At 73.2% G+C, this 13,645-nt stretch carries 13 protein-coding genes; 5 read left to right on the top strand and 8 right to left on the bottom strand.

The features are described from left to right. Positions 1 to 42: 42 nt before the first annotated feature. Genes Actob_RS40180 through Actob_RS40170 form a run of 3 tightly spaced genes read right to left on the bottom strand, consistent with a single transcriptional unit; the run spans position 43 to position 2,105 of the window. Entirely contained in the window at positions 43 to 246 is a 204-nt protein-coding gene (locus tag Actob_RS40180; protein WP_284917204.1) for an exodeoxyribonuclease VII small subunit, read from the bottom strand. After that, positions 243 to 1,487: an exodeoxyribonuclease VII large subunit gene (gene xseA, locus Actob_RS40175; protein WP_284917203.1), complete on the bottom strand. Its 1,245-nt coding sequence runs from the start codon at positions 1,485 to 1,487 to the stop codon at positions 243 to 245. Before xseA ends, Actob_RS40180 begins: the two co-directional genes overlap by 4 nt. 9 nt (positions 1,488 to 1,496) lie before the next feature. Next, positions 1,497 to 2,105, bottom strand: a complete 609-nt coding sequence (locus tag Actob_RS40170; protein WP_284917202.1) for a hypothetical protein — start codon at positions 2,103 to 2,105, stop codon at positions 1,497 to 1,499. Between the two features lie 204 nt (positions 2,106 to 2,309). On the opposite strand from Actob_RS40170, the gene Actob_RS40165 reads away from it, so the two are divergent. Further along, positions 2,310 to 3,293, top strand: coding sequence for a 4-hydroxy-3-methylbut-2-enyl diphosphate reductase (locus tag Actob_RS40165; protein WP_284917201.1), 984 nt, complete (start codon positions 2,310 to 2,312; stop codon positions 3,291 to 3,293). Here Actob_RS40165 and Actob_RS40160 read toward each other — a convergent pair. Further along, complete coding sequence (locus Actob_RS40160; protein WP_284917200.1) at positions 3,286 to 4,419, bottom strand: DNA recombination protein RmuC; 1,134 nt, start codon at positions 4,417 to 4,419, stop codon at positions 3,286 to 3,288. The genes Actob_RS40165 and Actob_RS40160 overlap by 8 nt on opposite strands. Positions 4,420 to 4,473: 54 nt before the next feature. On the opposite strand from Actob_RS40160, the gene Actob_RS40155 reads away from it, so the two are divergent. Continuing rightward, positions 4,474 to 5,265, top strand: coding sequence for a hypothetical protein (locus Actob_RS40155; protein WP_284917199.1), 792 nt, complete (start codon positions 4,474 to 4,476; stop codon positions 5,263 to 5,265). A gap of 254 nt (positions 5,266 to 5,519) precedes the next feature. On the opposite strand, the gene Actob_RS40150 is transcribed toward Actob_RS40155, so the two are convergent. Both Actob_RS40150 and valS read right to left on the bottom strand, forming a co-directional pair. Beyond that, complete coding sequence (locus Actob_RS40150) at positions 5,520 to 6,101, bottom strand: hypothetical protein (RefSeq protein ID WP_284917198.1); 582 nt, start codon at positions 6,099 to 6,101, stop codon at positions 5,520 to 5,522. Positions 6,102 to 6,177: 76 nt separating this feature from the next. Then, positions 6,178 to 8,697, bottom strand: a complete 2,520-nt coding sequence (gene valS / locus Actob_RS40145; RefSeq protein WP_284917197.1) for a valine--tRNA ligase — start codon at positions 8,695 to 8,697, stop codon at positions 6,178 to 6,180. A 127-nt stretch (positions 8,698 to 8,824) separates the two neighbouring features. Here valS and Actob_RS40140 point away from each other — a divergent pair, with 127 nt between their 5' ends. Beyond that, the gene (locus Actob_RS40140) at positions 8,825 to 9,547 is read left to right on the top strand and encodes a hypothetical protein (RefSeq protein WP_284917196.1); all 723 of its coding nucleotides are present in this window, start codon (positions 8,825 to 8,827) and stop codon (positions 9,545 to 9,547) included. Here Actob_RS40140 and Actob_RS40135 read toward each other — a convergent pair. Then, positions 9,490 to 9,987: a methylated-DNA--[protein]-cysteine S-methyltransferase gene (locus Actob_RS40135; protein ID WP_284917195.1), complete on the bottom strand. Its 498-nt coding sequence runs from the start codon at positions 9,985 to 9,987 to the stop codon at positions 9,490 to 9,492. The genes Actob_RS40140 and Actob_RS40135 overlap by 58 nt on opposite strands. A 127-nt stretch (positions 9,988 to 10,114) precedes the next feature. Continuing rightward, positions 10,115 to 11,614, bottom strand: coding sequence for a DNA-3-methyladenine glycosylase 2 family protein (locus tag Actob_RS40130; RefSeq protein ID WP_284917194.1), 1,500 nt, complete (start codon positions 11,612 to 11,614; stop codon positions 10,115 to 10,117). Between the two features lie 129 nt (positions 11,615 to 11,743). On the opposite strand from Actob_RS40130, the gene Actob_RS40125 reads away from it, so the two are divergent. Both Actob_RS40125 and ychF read left to right on the top strand, forming a co-directional pair. Next, complete coding sequence (locus Actob_RS40125; protein WP_284917193.1) at positions 11,744 to 12,529, top strand: alpha/beta fold hydrolase; 786 nt, start codon at positions 11,744 to 11,746, stop codon at positions 12,527 to 12,529. Between the two features lie 22 nt (positions 12,530 to 12,551). Next, positions 12,552 to 13,637: a redox-regulated ATPase YchF gene (ychF, locus tag Actob_RS40120; RefSeq protein ID WP_284917192.1), complete on the top strand. Its 1,086-nt coding sequence runs from the start codon at positions 12,552 to 12,554 to the stop codon at positions 13,635 to 13,637. Positions 13,638 to 13,645 lie beyond the last annotated feature (8 nt).

Raw genomic sequence — 13,645 nt, 5'->3', positions numbered from 1 at the left:
GTGCGGCGGGGCGGGCGGGATCAGCCGGCGGTGCGGGCGGCCTCAGTCGGCGGTGCGGGCGGCGCGGGCCGCGTCGATGCGCTCGCGGGCGCCGTCCAGCCAGCGCTGGCAGACGTCGGCGAGTTTCTCGCCGCGCTCCCACAGGGCCAGGGACTCCTCCAGGCTGCCGCCGCCCTGCTCGAGCCGGGACACCACCTCGGCCAGCTCGGTGCGTGCCTGCTCGTAGCTCAGACTCTCGTCGCTCATGCGCCCTCTCCCGCCGTGACCACCGCGGTCACCGAACCCTCGGCCAGCCGGACCCGCACCGGGTCCCCCTCGCCCACCTCGGCCGACGCGCGCACCACGTGCCCGTCGCCGCGCTGCACGATCGCATAACCCCGCTGCAGGGTGGCCAGCGGCGACAGCGCGCGCAGCCGGGCCAGGGTGTGCCGCAGCTCGTCGTCGGCCCGGCGCACCCGGTGCTCCAGGCTGCGCCCAGCCCGGTCGCGCAACGCGATCACCTCGTCGGCGCGCTGCTCCAGCAGTGTCTCCGGCCGGGCCAGCACCGGCCGGGACCGCCACGCCTCGATCCGGTGCTCCTCCCGGTCGATCATGGTGAGCACCGCGCGGTCCAGCCGCTGCCGGGCCTGCCCGATCAGCCGCAGCTCGTCGGTCAGGTCCGGGACGATCCGCTTGGCCGCGTCGGTCGGGGTGGAGGCGCGCAGGTCGGCGACGTAGTCCAGCAGCGGGGTGTCGGTCTCGTGACCGATCGCGCTGACCACCGGGGTGCGCGCGGCGAACACCGCCCGGCACAGCCCCTCGTCGGAGAACGGCAGCAGGTCCTCCACGCTGCCGCCGCCCCGGGCGATCACGATCACGTCGACCGTCTCGTCGTCGTCGAGCACCTTGAGCGCGTTGACGATCTGGGGCACCGCGTTCGGTCCCTGCACGGTGGCGTGCGCGACCCGGAACTGGGCGGCCGGCCAGCGGCGCCGCACATTCATCAGCACGTCGCGCTCGGCGGCGGTGTTCTGCCCGGTGATCAGGCCGATGCGGGTGGGCAGGAACGGCAGCCGCCGCTTGCGCTCCCGGGCGAACAGGCCCTCGGCGGCCAGCAGCTTTTTCAGCCGCTCCAGCCGGGCCAGCAGCTCGCCGAGCCCGACCTGGCGGATCTCGTCGGCGCGCAGGCTCAGCGTGCCGCGGGCCGGGTAGAACTCCGGCTTGGCGTGCATCGTCACCCGGGCGCCCTCGGACAGCTCGGGCGCGCCCGTCTCCAGCACGTCACGGTGCACGGTGACGGTCAGGCTCAGGTCGGCGGACGGGTCGCGCAGGGTCAGGAAGACCACCCCGGAGCCGGCCCGGCGGCTGATCTGGGCCACCTGCCCGTCCACCCAGACCCAGCCGAGCTTGCTGATCCAGGCGCCGAGTTTCTGACTGACCACGCGCACCGGCCACGGCTCCTCGGCGGAGCTTTTCGGTGGTCCGGCGGCGGCCTGGGTCTCAGTCACCCGGCCAGACTAGGTCAGCCCACCGACATTTTCGTCCGCCCGATGCTGCGCCACGTACGCGTGTGCCTCCGCGTGCCGGCCCGGGTCGCCGGCCGCCGGGTACCGGCCGGTCTCGCCCGGCGCGGCCGGCGCCTGCATGTGCCGGCCGACGTAATCGGTCAGGTCCACCGGGGTGCGGCGCTCCGGCAGGGAGCGCTCGACCAGACGTACCGCGAGCAGGGCCAGCGCCCCGGCGCACAGCCAGAACACCAGGTCGTAGGCGAGGTAGCGGGGCTCGGCGTGCACCCCGCCGCCGGTGCCGAGGAACGGGTACGGATAGCCGCGCCGCTCCGGATACCCGGCCAGGCAGCACCGGTCGGTGACCGGGAGCAGGCTCAGCCCGAGCCCGGCCACCCCGGCGACGGCGGCGATCAGGTACCCGGCCCGGTTCGGCCGGACCCGGTGCAGGGCCAGCAGCATCATCCCGCCGAGCGTCACCGTCACGTGGAACACCAGGTACGCCGGCCCGTCCCCGCCGCACGCCAGGTCGAGCAGCCCGATGCCGAACAGGAACCAGCCGGCCATCACCCGCAGCACCGTGGAGATCGGGGGCCACCCGTCGTCCCGGTCGGCACTCATGATCACGATTATTCCGCCGGTAATCCCCGTTACGGGCGGAAACGGATCATTCGGTCACCGGGTGCGCCCGGCCGGGCGTACCGAAAGATCCTGGACGAACCGGTGACCGCGCGGCAGGCCGTGGGTGGCGGCGGCGCTCGCGGGCGGGTTGTGGCACTGGTCGCAGACGGGCGGCGGGCGGAACGGGGCACGTACCATGGCCGGGTGACTGAACCTCGTAAGCGGGTGTTGCTCGCCAAGCCGCGTGGCTACTGCGCCGGTGTCGACCGCGCCGTGCAGACCGTCGAGGAGGCGCTGAAGCTGTACGGCGCCCCGGTCTACGTGCGCAAGCAGATCGTGCACAACAAGCACGTGGTCAGCACGCTCGAGGCCCGCGGCGCGATCTTCGTGGAGGAGAACTACGAGGTGCCGGAGGGCGCCACCGTGGTGTTCTCCGCGCACGGCGTCGCGCCCGAGGTGCACGAGCAGGCCCGCGAGCGCAGCCTGAAGGCGATCGACGCGACCTGCCCGCTGGTCACCAAGGTGCACCACGAGGCGAAACGGTTCGCCGCCGAGGACTACGACATCCTGCTGATCGGTCACGAGGGGCACGAGGAGGTCATCGGTACGTCCGGTGAGGCGCCCGCGCACATCCAGCTGGTCGACGGCCCCGACGACGTGGACAACGTGGTGGTCCGCGACCCGGCCAAGGTGGTGTGGCTGTCGCAGACCACGCTGTCGGTCGACGAGACGATGGAGACGGTGGCCCGGCTCAAGACCCGGCTGCCGCTGCTCCAGTCGCCGCCCAGCGACGACATCTGCTACGCCACCTCCAACCGGCAGCACGTGATCAAGGAGATCGCGCCGGAGTGCGACGTGGTGATCGTGGTCGGCTCGACGAACTCGTCGAACTCGGTGCGCCTGGTCGAGGTGGCGCTCGGTGCCGGCGCCCGGGCCGGGCACCTGGTCGACTACGCCTCGGAGATCCGCGACGAGTGGCTGGACGGCGCGACGACGGTCGGCGTCTCCTCCGGCGCCAGCGTGCCGGACGAGCTGGTCATGGAGGTCCTCGCGCACCTCGCGGAGCGTGGTTTCGGCGAGGTCACCGAGTTCACCACGGCTGAGGAGCGGCTCACCTTCTCCCTGCCGCAGGAGCTGCGCAAGGACATGAAGGCGGCGGAGGCCGCCAAGGCGGCCGCGGCTAGCTGAACTCCGGGGCCTGCGGCTGGCGCGGCGCGATCTCGATCTGCGGGGGCTGGGCCAGCTCCTCGTCCGACACCCCCATCTCGGCGAGCTTGCGGGCGCTGACCAGCACCCGCGACTCCAGCGAGCCGACCGCCTTGTTGTACGCGCTGACCGCACCGTTCAGCGACACCCCGAGCCGGCCCACGTGGTCGCCCAGCGTGGCCAACCGGCCGTAGAGCTCCCGGGCCAGGGTGTGCACCGCCACCGCGTTGCCGGTCAGCGTCTCCTGCCGCCAGGAGAACGCCACGGTGCGCAGCATCGCGATCAGCGTGGCCGGGGTGGTCAGCACCACGTTGCGCCGGAACGCGTACTCCATCAGGACCGGGTCGCGCTGCAGGGCCGCGTCCAGGAACGGGTCGGCCGGCACGAACAGCACCACGAAGTCCGGGCTCGACGCGAACGCAGTCCAATACTCTTTGGCCGAGAGCGCGTCCACATGCGCCCGCAGGTGCCGGGCGTGCTGGTCCAGATAGAGGTCGCGGTCCCGCTCGTCGCGCGCCTCCATCGCGGACAGATAGCCCTCCAGCGGCGCTTTCGCGTCGACCACCACGGTGCGGCCGCCGTGCAGCCGGACCACCAGGTCGGGCCGCACCCCCTGGACGTCGGTCTCGCCGGTCACCTGCTCGGCGAAGTCGCAGTGCTCCAGCAGCCCGGCCGCCTCCACGATCCGGCGCAGCTGGTGCTCGCCCCAGCGGCCGCGCACCTGCGGGGTGCGCAGCGCCGACACCAGCTGCCGGGTCTCGCCGCGCAGCTCGGTGGAGACCGCGCCCATCGCCCGGACCTGCTCGCGCAGCTCCGCATAGGCGTCCACCCGGTCCCGCTCCAGCTCGGCGACCCGCTGCTCATAGCGCCGCAGGGTGTCCTGCAGCGGCGCGACCGCCCGGGCCACCGCCTCCTGCGACTGCGCGGTCGCCTCATAGGACAGCGCCCGCATCGACTGCTCCAGCCGCTGCTCGCCGTCGCGGGCCGCGGCCACCGTCGCCTCCAGCCGGGCGATGTCGGCGGCGGCGCGGGCCCGGGCGGCCAGCCAGCCCAGCGCGGCGCCGGCCAGCAGGCAGGCGAGGATCACAGCGAGCGTCGAGAACGTCACCACCGCAGATTGCCAGAAGAGTGCGACAAGACCACCGGGGGTACCTTGGGAAACATGAACGGCGTGTTGCTCATCCTGGCCATCGTCGCGATCGCCGCCCTGATCGTCGTCGGCGTTCAACGCGGCGGCGGCCGAATCCAGCAGACCCAGTTGGCGGACGCCCGCGCCGAGGCGCAGCGGTGGTATGAGCGGCTGGGCGGCCAGGTGATGAACCTGCACGCCGACGAGCCGGCCGCCCGGCAGGCCCTGGCCGACGCCAGCGAGCGGTACAACGCCGCCGGCGGCCAGCTCCAGCAGGCCACCACGGTGCGCCAGTTCGAGCTGGCCCGCGAGTCCGCTCTGGAGGGCCTGGCCTACGTGCGGGCCGCCCGGCTCGCGATGGGTCTCGACCCCGGCCCCGACCTGCCCCCGCTGGCCGCCGCCCGCGGCAGTGGGCAGCTCACCCAGGAGCGCGAGGTCAGCGTGCAGGGCCACGCTTACAAGGCGGGGCCGCGCCCCGGCCCGGAGACGCCCTACTACTACCCGGGTGGCCGGGTGCAGGGCCGTCCGGTCCCGGCCGGCTGGTATTCCACGCCGGTCTGGAAGACGGCGCTCGGCGCCGGCGCCGGCGTCCTGGGCGGCATGCTGATCTTCGACGCGCTCTTCTCGCCCGCGTTCGGCGACGTCGGTGGCTACGCCGGCGGCTACCAGGACGGCTTCCAGGACGGCGGCGACTTCGACGGCGGCGACGTGAACAGCCTCGGCGACGTCGGTGGTGGCGACACCGGCGGCGGCGGTGACTGGGGTGGCGGCGGCGACTGGGGCGGCGGCGACTTCGGTGGCGGCGACTTCGGCGGCGATTTCTGATCCGGTCCGCGGCGGTCACCGACCGGCGGAGTCTTCCGACCCACCCGCGGCGGTCACCGACCGGCGGAGTTTTCCGACCCACCCGCGGCGGTCACCGATCGGCGGAGTTTTCCGACCCGGCTCGCGGCGGTCACCGAGCGGCGGCGATGTGGATGCGATCGGCGGTATCGGTGACCAACGGCGATCTGTGAAAGGCCGGCGCGAGAAGCGGACCGGAACGCCGAGGCGGGCCCTCGGGCCCGCCTCGGCGTCTGTCACCAAGGTTGCGGTGGGCGGACGGTGGCGGCCGGTTTGGGGTACGGGTGCAGCCGTCGCGTCAGCTCGTGGCGAAGCGCGCGCGGGCTCGGCCAGATCTGCGTCAGGTCGGCCACGAAGGCCTGCCCCCGGGGCGTGACGGTGACCGCCGGCCAGCCCGCGCCGGAGCCCTGCACCGGGTGGACGGCGTCCATGTCCACCGGCGTCACCTCGAGCACCGTGCGCAGGCCGCTGCGCCGCACCGTCACCGCTGCCACGTCCGACCAGGCCAGCAGCACCGGGTCGCTGCCCTGCGCGGCCAGCTCCAGGCCACCCGCGGACACCCGGACCCAGGTGGTCAGCGCGGCCCGGGCGGACAGCGAGTAGCCCGCGGCGACCGTGGCGCCGACGACGACCGCCTGCAGCGTGGTCACCCACCAGGGATCGCCGCTGCCCCGCGCGAGCCGCCCCACGATCGGGGAGACCAGCAGGTACGACACCATCAGCACGGCGAACACCGCGATGAACGTCCGGGCCGGCGACGACCGGAACAGCACGGTGTCACCGGCCGGCGCCTCGACCTCCTCCGGGGCGATCGGCATGCCTCCTATGGTGGACCGAACCATGCCCCCGGCTCCGGGGATCCCGGCTTTTGCCGGGCCGGAACGCCCCACCGGATCAGAACGCGCAGGCGATCACCAACTCCGGCGTCCGGTCCCGCAGCAGATCCAGCTTGGCGATCCGCCCGGCCGCCCGGACATCGCCGTCGATCAGCTGAAGCCGGTCGAGCAGCGGGCCCGGCCCGAGCGCCTCGGCCAGCGGCACCTCGGCCCGCATCGACAGCTTGCGGTCCGATTTCGCCCGGCGCACCTGGCGCAGCGCGTCGCCGGCCAGGTCCAGCAGCTCCGGGTCGGCCTCCGGTGCCACCCGGGTCAGCTCGTATCTCGTGGGCCAGGTGGCCCGGTGCACCGAGCCGTAGCGCCACCAGGACCAGACCTCCTCCGTCACGTAGGGCAGGAACGGGGCGAACAGCCGCAACTGCACCGACAGCCCGGCGGCCAGGGCGGCCCGCGCCGAGTCCGCGGCCGGCCCGGACCCGTACGCCCGGTTTTTCACCAGCTCGATGTAGTCGTCGCAGAACGTCCAGAAGAACGTCTCGGCCGCCTGCAACGCGTCGGTGTGCTGGTAGCCGTCGAACGCCTCGGTGGCCGCGGTGACCACCTCGGCGAGCCGGCCCAGCATCGCCCGGTCGAGCGGCTCGGTGACCGGCTGCCGCAGCGCCTGCTCCGCGCCCAGGCCCAGGGCGAACTTCGACGCGTTGAGCAGTTTCGTCGCCAGCCGTCGCCCGATCTTCAGCTGCGCCGGGTCGTACGCCGTGTCGACGCCCGGCCGCCCGCTCGCCGCCCAGTACCGCACCGCGTCCGCCCCGAACTGCTCGATCGGCGCGTTCGCGGCCACCAGCCGGCCCCGGGAACTGGACATCTTCTTGTTGTCGGAGTTGACCACCCAGCCGGAGAGGACGGCGGTGTGCCAGGGCAGCACCCCGGCCTGCTGCTCGGCGCGCAGCACCGTGGCGAACAGCCAGGTCCGGATGATCTCGTGAGCCTGCGGCCGCATGTCCATCGGGAAGACCTTGTCGACCAGGTCGCCGCCGGCGATCCAGGGGGTCAGCGACGAGGTGGCCCAGGTGTCCATCACGTCGGGGTCGGCCGCGAAGCCGCCCGGCCGGCCCCGCGCCGACTCGTCGAACCCGGGCGGGCAGTCCGAAGTCGGGTCGATCGGCAGTGCCGAATCGTCCGGTATGAGAAGCTGGTCATGGTCCGGCTCGCCAGCGTCGTCGAGCCGGTACCAGACCGGGAACGGCACGCCGAAGAACCGCTGCCGGCTGATCAGCCAGTCCCCGGTGAGCCCGGTGACCCAGTGCTCGAAACGGTGCCGCATGTGCTCCGGAACCCAGCGCAACTCCCGGCCCCGCGCCAGCAGCCGCTCGCGCAGCTCCGGGTCCCGGCCGCCGTTGCGGATGAACCACTGCCGGCTGGTGACGATCTCCAGCGGCGCGTCACCTTTCTCGTAGAACTTGACCGGATGCCGGACCGGCCGTGGCTCCCCGATCAGCTCCCCGGACGCGCGCAGCAGCCGCACCGTCTCCCGCCGGGCGTCCTCGACCTCCCGCCCGGCCAGCCGGCGATAGACCTCGCCGGGAACGCCGGCCGGCGCCTCCGGCAGGAACCGGCCGTCGCGGCCCAGGACCACCCGGGTGGTCAGGTCCAGGTCGCGCCACCAGGTGACGTCGGTCAGGTCACCGAACGTGCAGACCATCGCGATGCCGGTGCCCTTGCCCGGCTCGGCGAGGGGATGCGGCAGCACCGGGACCTCGACGCCGAACAGCGGGCTGCGCGCGGACGTCACGCCGGCGAACCGCTCGTCGCCGGGATGATGGACCAGCGCGACACAGGCCGGCAGCAGCTCCGGCCGGGTGGTGTCCACCTCGATCGGCCCGGCCGGCCCGTGGAAGCGCAAGGTGTGGAACGCGCCCGGCTGCTCCCGGTCCTCCAGCTCGGCCTGCGCGACGGCGGTGCGATAGCCGACGTCCCACAGGGTCGGTGCCTCCGACGAGTACGCCTCGCCACGAGCCAGGTTCGCCAGGAACGCCCGCTGCGCGACGGCCCGCGCCCGGTCGCCGATCGTGGTGTAGCCCAGTCCCCAGTCGACGGACAGCCCGATCCGCCGCCAGACCGCCTCGTAGGCCTGCTCGTCGTGCGCGGTCAGGCGCCCGCACAACTCGACGAAGTTGCGCCGGGAGATCGCGACCGGCGGCCGCGGCGGATCGGCCGGCGGCTCCCAGCCCGGCTGGTAGGCAAGTGCGGGATCGCAGCGGACACCGAACACGTTCTGCACGCGGCGCTCGGTGGGCAGGCCGTTGTCGTCCCAGCCCATCGGGTAGAAGACGGCTTTGCCGCGCATCCGCTGGAACCGCGCGACCAGGTCGGTGTGCGCGAAGGAGAAGACGTGCCCGACGTGCAACTCGCCCGATACGGTCGGCGGCGGTGTGTCGATCGCGAACACGTCCGCACGCTCCTTCGAGCGGTCGAACGCATACGTCCCCTCCTCCTGCCAGCGCGGCGCCCACTTGTCCTCGAGCCCGTCCAGCGACGGTCGCTCGGGAAGGCCGGGGCGCCCGGTTCCCGTATCAGTCATGCCGGTCAGCCTAGGGACGCCGGGGCGCGCTCGCACCAGCGTTTCCGGCACCTGTGGACAACTCTCGCCTGTGGACGACCGGCGCGGCGGGTGGCCCGGCTCGGATAACGTCGGGCCGGGGGATCCGGTGGGCGATGAATCCGAGCGGCTGACCATTCAGCCGCTGTACCTGCTCTGCGACGTGGCCGGCGGCCCGTCCGACCGGCGCGCCACCGTCGACCTGCTCCTGGTCCACCTGGCCGGGCAGCTCACCGCCGACCCGGAGCTGGCCGCCGCGGTCCGCTGGAGCGTCGAGCTGCACACCGGCGCCGACGACCTGGTCCCGCTGCTCCAGCTGCAGCAGGCCGACGCCGCGATCCGGCCACCCCGGATCACCACACCCGCCACCGGCCCGGCCCGGCTGGGCGCCGCCCTGACCGCGCTGCGCCGGCACGCCCCGCACACCGACGTGCACCGCGCGGTGGCGCCGGGCCTCGCCCCGGCCCTTGGGCAACTCGTCTACCGGCGGTTCACGTCCTGCTGGGTGCGGACCGCCGTCACCGCGCACCGCCGGCACAGCGGGCGGTCCGTGCCGAGCGTGGGATCGGCCGGCAGACCACAACAGACGGACGGGCGGGTGCCGGTGTGCCGTTGGCAGATCAGCTCGCCGTTCGCCGTGCGGAAACCGGTCAGCGTCATGATCCGGCCGCAGGCGGCACAGCGGGGGAGCAACACGCCCCAGTGTGCCGCCCGTCCGCCACCCCGGTCGCCTGCCGGCCGGGGCGCGCGCCAACCGGCTTCGCTTCGGTGGGCTCAGCCCGCCGACTCGTGCTCCAGCAGCCACGACTTCACCGGCAGGCCCCAGCGATAGCCGCCCAGCGACCCGTCCGTCCGCAACACCCGGTGACACGGCACGATCAGCGCCACCGCGTTGCGCGCGCACGCCGCGGCCGCCGCGCGGATCGCCGCCGGCCGGCCGGCCAGCACCGCATACCTCGCATACGTCACCGGGTCGCCCGGCTTGATCTCGCGCATCACCTCCCAGGCGTGCCCCATGAACCCGCCACCGGTGCGCTGCTCCACAGCGATCGTGTCCAGGGCCAGCAGGTCGCCGTCGAAATACGCCCGGACCGCCGCCTGAGCCGGGCCGACGTCGTCAGCCGGCTCGATCGGCTCCCGCAGCGCCGGGTGGACCAGCCGGACCAGCTCCGGCACGTCGGTGGTGAAACCGGCCGCGCGGACCGCGCCGGAATCCGCGACCACCAGGGTGAACGGGCCGGTCGGAGTGTCCATCGTCGAATGACGCAACATCGCTCATCAGCTCCTTGAGTTGGGGGGACAGCCTGGCGGATTTCCGGCGGCTTCTCCGGTCGCCTGTGGACAGTGGGCCGCCTGTGGACAACCGGCGGGCGGGTGGATCGGCGGAGTAGGTTCGGGATCAGGCGGCTCGCCACAGCCGGACCAGGGCATACGAGCACCACGGGCGCCAGCGTTCGGCATGCGCGGCGAGCGCCCTCGCCGTGTCCGGGAGGCCGAGGGCGGCCGCGCCGCGGCGGGCGGCCAGGTCGGTGGGGAGGAAGACGTCGGGGTCGCCGGTGGCGCGCATCGCGACGTAACCGGCGGTCCACGGGCCGATGCCGGGGAGCTCCAGGAGGCGGGCGGTGGTTTCGGCTCGGTCGGCGCCGGGGTCGAGGTCGAGTTTGCCGTCGGCCACGGCGGTGGCGAGGGCCCGGATGGTGTCTCGGCGGGCGGTGGGCATGCCGAAGGCGGAATCCGGGAGGGTGGCTACGACGTCGGCGGGCGGGAAGCCGGTGAGTTCGGAGGTGGTGGCGGGGGCGGGGGCGGGGCCCGAAGGGCCGAGATCCGCAGACCCACCCGACACACCGCGATCACCGAACGCCCCGGCCACCCCGGCAGCCCGCACGATCCGCCCCAACGTGGTCCGAGCCCCCGAAACACTCACCTGCTGCCCCACCACCGCCCGCACCGCCATCTCGAACCCGTCCACCGCCCTGGGCACCCGCACCCCCGGCTCCGCCGCCACACCCGCCGCGAGCGCCGGATCCCCGCCGAGCGTGCCGTCGATCGCATCCGGGTCCGCGTCCAGGTCCAGCAGCCGCCGGCACCGTGCCACCGCCGGCGCGAGGTCCCGGACGTCGCTGAGCCGCAACGTCGCGAACACCCACCGCTCGGCCGGCCGCAGCGCGACGGTCGCGCCGCCGTGCGGCAGCACCAGCCCCCGCCGGTACGTGTCCCCGTCCAGCTCGTCCACCCCGGGCAGGGTCCGCGCCCCGAGGAACCCGAGCAGCGACTCGACGTGCAGCGGCGCCCGGTACGCCAGCCGGAGATTGATCGTCCCCGCCTCGCCCCGGACCGCCCGCCGGGTCTCCCGCAGCCGGCCCGGCGCCTGCGCGTACACCTCGAGCATCGTGTCGTTGAACTGCCGCACGCTGCCGAACCCGGCCGCGAACGCGATCTCCGCGAGTCCGAGGTCGGTCGTCTCCACCAGGATCCGGGCGGTCTGCGCCCGCTGCGCCCGGGCCAGGGCGAGCGGCCCGGCGCCGAGTTCCGTGGTCAGCATCCGGTTGAGGTGCCGTTCGGTGTAGCCGAGGCGGGACGCCAGCCCGGCCACGCCTTCCCGGTCGACCACGCCGTCGCCGATCAGCCGCATGGCCCGGCCGACCGTGTCGGCCCGCGCGTCCCATTCGGGGGAGCCGGGCGCCGCGTCCGGCCGGCACCGGCGGCAGGCCCGGAAGCCGCCCCGCTGGGCGGCCGCCGCGCTCAGGTAGAACGTGACGTTCTGCCGTTTCGGCGTGACCGCCGGGCAGGACGGCCGGCAGTAGATGCCGGTGGTTCGCACCGCGGTGTAGAAGCACCCGTCGAACCGCTGGTCGCGGCTGTCGACAGCGCGGTAGCAACGCTCGAAGTCCAGCTCCATGCCGTCGAGTCTGCTCCGCGCACCCCGGCGTCGGCTGGCGGGTTTCGGACATGACCGTCGCCGCCCCGGAGCCGGGAGAGTTGTCAACTCCAGTTGACGGGTGACCGATGTGTCAACTACGGTTGACGCATGATGGCTTTGGCGAGGACGGACATCCGGTGGCGGGCCTTCGGAGACGGCGGCCCCAAGGTCGTGCTGCTGCACGGCGGACTGCAGAGTGCGGCGAATTTCTCCCGGCTGGCCGCGGCGCTGGCCGGCGAGTTCACCGTCTACGTGCCGGACCGGCGCGGGCGAGGGCTCAGCGGTCCGGCCGCGGCCGGGCACGGGCTGCGGGCCGAGATCGCGGATCTGGCGGCGGTGCTCGACGAGACGGGCGCGCGCAACGTGTTCGGCCTCAGCTCCGGGGCGGTCGTCGCGCTGCGTGCGGCGATGGAGCTGCCGATCGAGCGCCTCGCGCTCTACGAGCCGCCGCTCAAGCACGGCGGGCACGATCCGGTCGCCTGGCTTTCCCGGTACGAGGCCGAGCTGTCCCGTGGCCGGACCGCCGCCGCGTTCACCACGGTGGTGAAGGGCACCGGGGGAGCGCGGCTGCTGCCCCGGCCCGCCCTGCTGCCGCTCGCCGGGCTCGCGGTGCGCAACCCGGAGATCGCCGCGCTGGTGCCGACGATGCGGCTCGACGCGGCGGTGGTCGAGGACGCGGCCGGCCCGCTGAGCACCTACGCGACGGTCAGGGCGGAGACGTTGCTGCTGGGTGGCGAGCGTTCCCCGGCGTACCTCAAAGCGGTTCTGCTCGGTCTGGAGCCGGTGCTGCCGCGCGTGCGCCGGGTCACCTTGAGCGGCGTCGGGCATCTCGCCGCGGACAACAGCGGCAAGCCCGCGCTGGTCGCCGCGGAACTGCGGAAGTTCTTCCGATGAGGCTTGCGTAGACTGGCGTTCCGTGAGCCTCACCATCGGAATCGTCGGCCTGCCCAACGTCGGCAAGAGCACCCTGTTCAACGCCCTGACCAAGAACGACGTGCTCGCCGCGAACTACCCGTTCGCGACGATCGAGCCCAACGTCGGCGTGGTCGGCCTGCCCGACGAGCGGCTGGGGAAACTGGCCGAGCTGTTCGGCAGCGAGAAGATCCTGCCGGCGCCGGTGAGCTTCGTCGACATCGCCGGGCTGGTCCGCGGTGCCTCGAAGGGGCAGGGCCGGGGTAACGCGTTCCTGGCGAACATCCGCGACGCGTCGGCGATCTGCCAGGTGGTGCGGGCCTTCTCCGACCCGAACGTGCTGCACGTCGACGGCAAGGTGTCACCCGCCGACGACATCGAGACGATCAACACCGAGCTGATCCTGGCCGACCTGCAGACGGTCGAGAAGGCGCTGCCGCGCCTGCAGAAGGAAGCCAAGCTCAAGAAGGAGAAGGCGGCCGCGGTGGCCGCCGCCGAGGCCGCCTTCAAGCTGCTCAACGACGGTGTCACGCTCTACCAGGGTGCCGCCGCGGCCGGCGTCGACCTGTCGCTTCTGGGTGAGCTCCACCTGCTGACCACCAAACCTTTCCTGTACGTCTTCAACGTCGACGAAGCCGAGCTGGGCAACGAGGCGTTCCTGGACGAGCTGCGTGCCCTGGTCGCCCCGGCCGAGGCGGTCTTCATGGACGCGAAGATCGAGTCCGAGCTGATCGAGCTGGACGACGAGGAGGCGCTGGAGCTGCTCCAGTCCACCGGCCAGTCGGAGCCCGGCCTGAACCGGCTGATCCGGGTCGGCTTCGAGACGCTGGGCCTGCAGACCTACCTCACCGCCGGCCCGAAGGAGGCCCGCGCCTGGACCGTCCCGGTCGGCGCGACCGCCCCGGAGGCGGCCGGGGTGATCCACTCCGACTTCCAGCGCGGCTTCATCAAGGCCGAGATCGTCAGCTACGACGACCTGATCGCGGCCGGCTCGATGGCCGCGGCGAAGGCGGCCGGCAAGGTCCGCATGGAGGGCAAGGACTACATCATGAAGGACGGCGACGTGGTCGAGTTCCGGTTCAATGTCTGATTCCGGTT

It is taken from the genome of Actinoplanes oblitus, assembly GCF_030252345.1.
GTDB classification, from domain to species: Bacteria; Actinomycetota; Actinomycetes; order Mycobacteriales; family Micromonosporaceae; genus Actinoplanes; species Actinoplanes oblitus.
The sequence above is the reverse complement of the archived record's forward strand: the minus strand, read 5'-3'. Positions and strand labels throughout refer to the sequence as shown.

Excerpts from the sequence above, each read along its gene's own strand:
- Actob_RS40180 (WP_284917204.1), bottom strand. The coding sequence starts at position 246 with ATGAGCGACGAGAGTCTGAGCTACGAGCAGGCACGCACCGAGCTGGCC.
- Actob_RS40170 (WP_284917202.1), bottom strand. The coding sequence starts at position 2,105 with ATGAGTGCCGACCGGGACGACGGGTGGCCCCCGATCTCCACGGTGCTG.
- Actob_RS40155 (WP_284917199.1), top strand. The coding sequence starts at position 4,474 with ATGAACGGCGTGTTGCTCATCCTGGCCATCGTCGCGATCGCCGCCCTG.
- Actob_RS40150 (WP_284917198.1), bottom strand. The coding sequence starts at position 6,101 with ATGCCGATCGCCCCGGAGGAGGTCGAGGCGCCGGCCGGTGACACCGTG.
- valS (WP_284917197.1), bottom strand. The coding sequence starts at position 8,697 with ATGACTGATACGGGAACCGGGCGCCCCGGCCTTCCCGAGCGACCGTCG.
- Actob_RS40135 (WP_284917195.1), bottom strand. The coding sequence starts at position 9,987 with ATGTTGCGTCATTCGACGATGGACACTCCGACCGGCCCGTTCACCCTG.
- Actob_RS40130 (WP_284917194.1), bottom strand. The coding sequence starts at position 11,614 with ATGGAGCTGGACTTCGAGCGTTGCTACCGCGCTGTCGACAGCCGCGAC.
- Actob_RS40125 (WP_284917193.1), top strand. The coding sequence starts at position 11,744 with ATGATGGCTTTGGCGAGGACGGACATCCGGTGGCGGGCCTTCGGAGAC.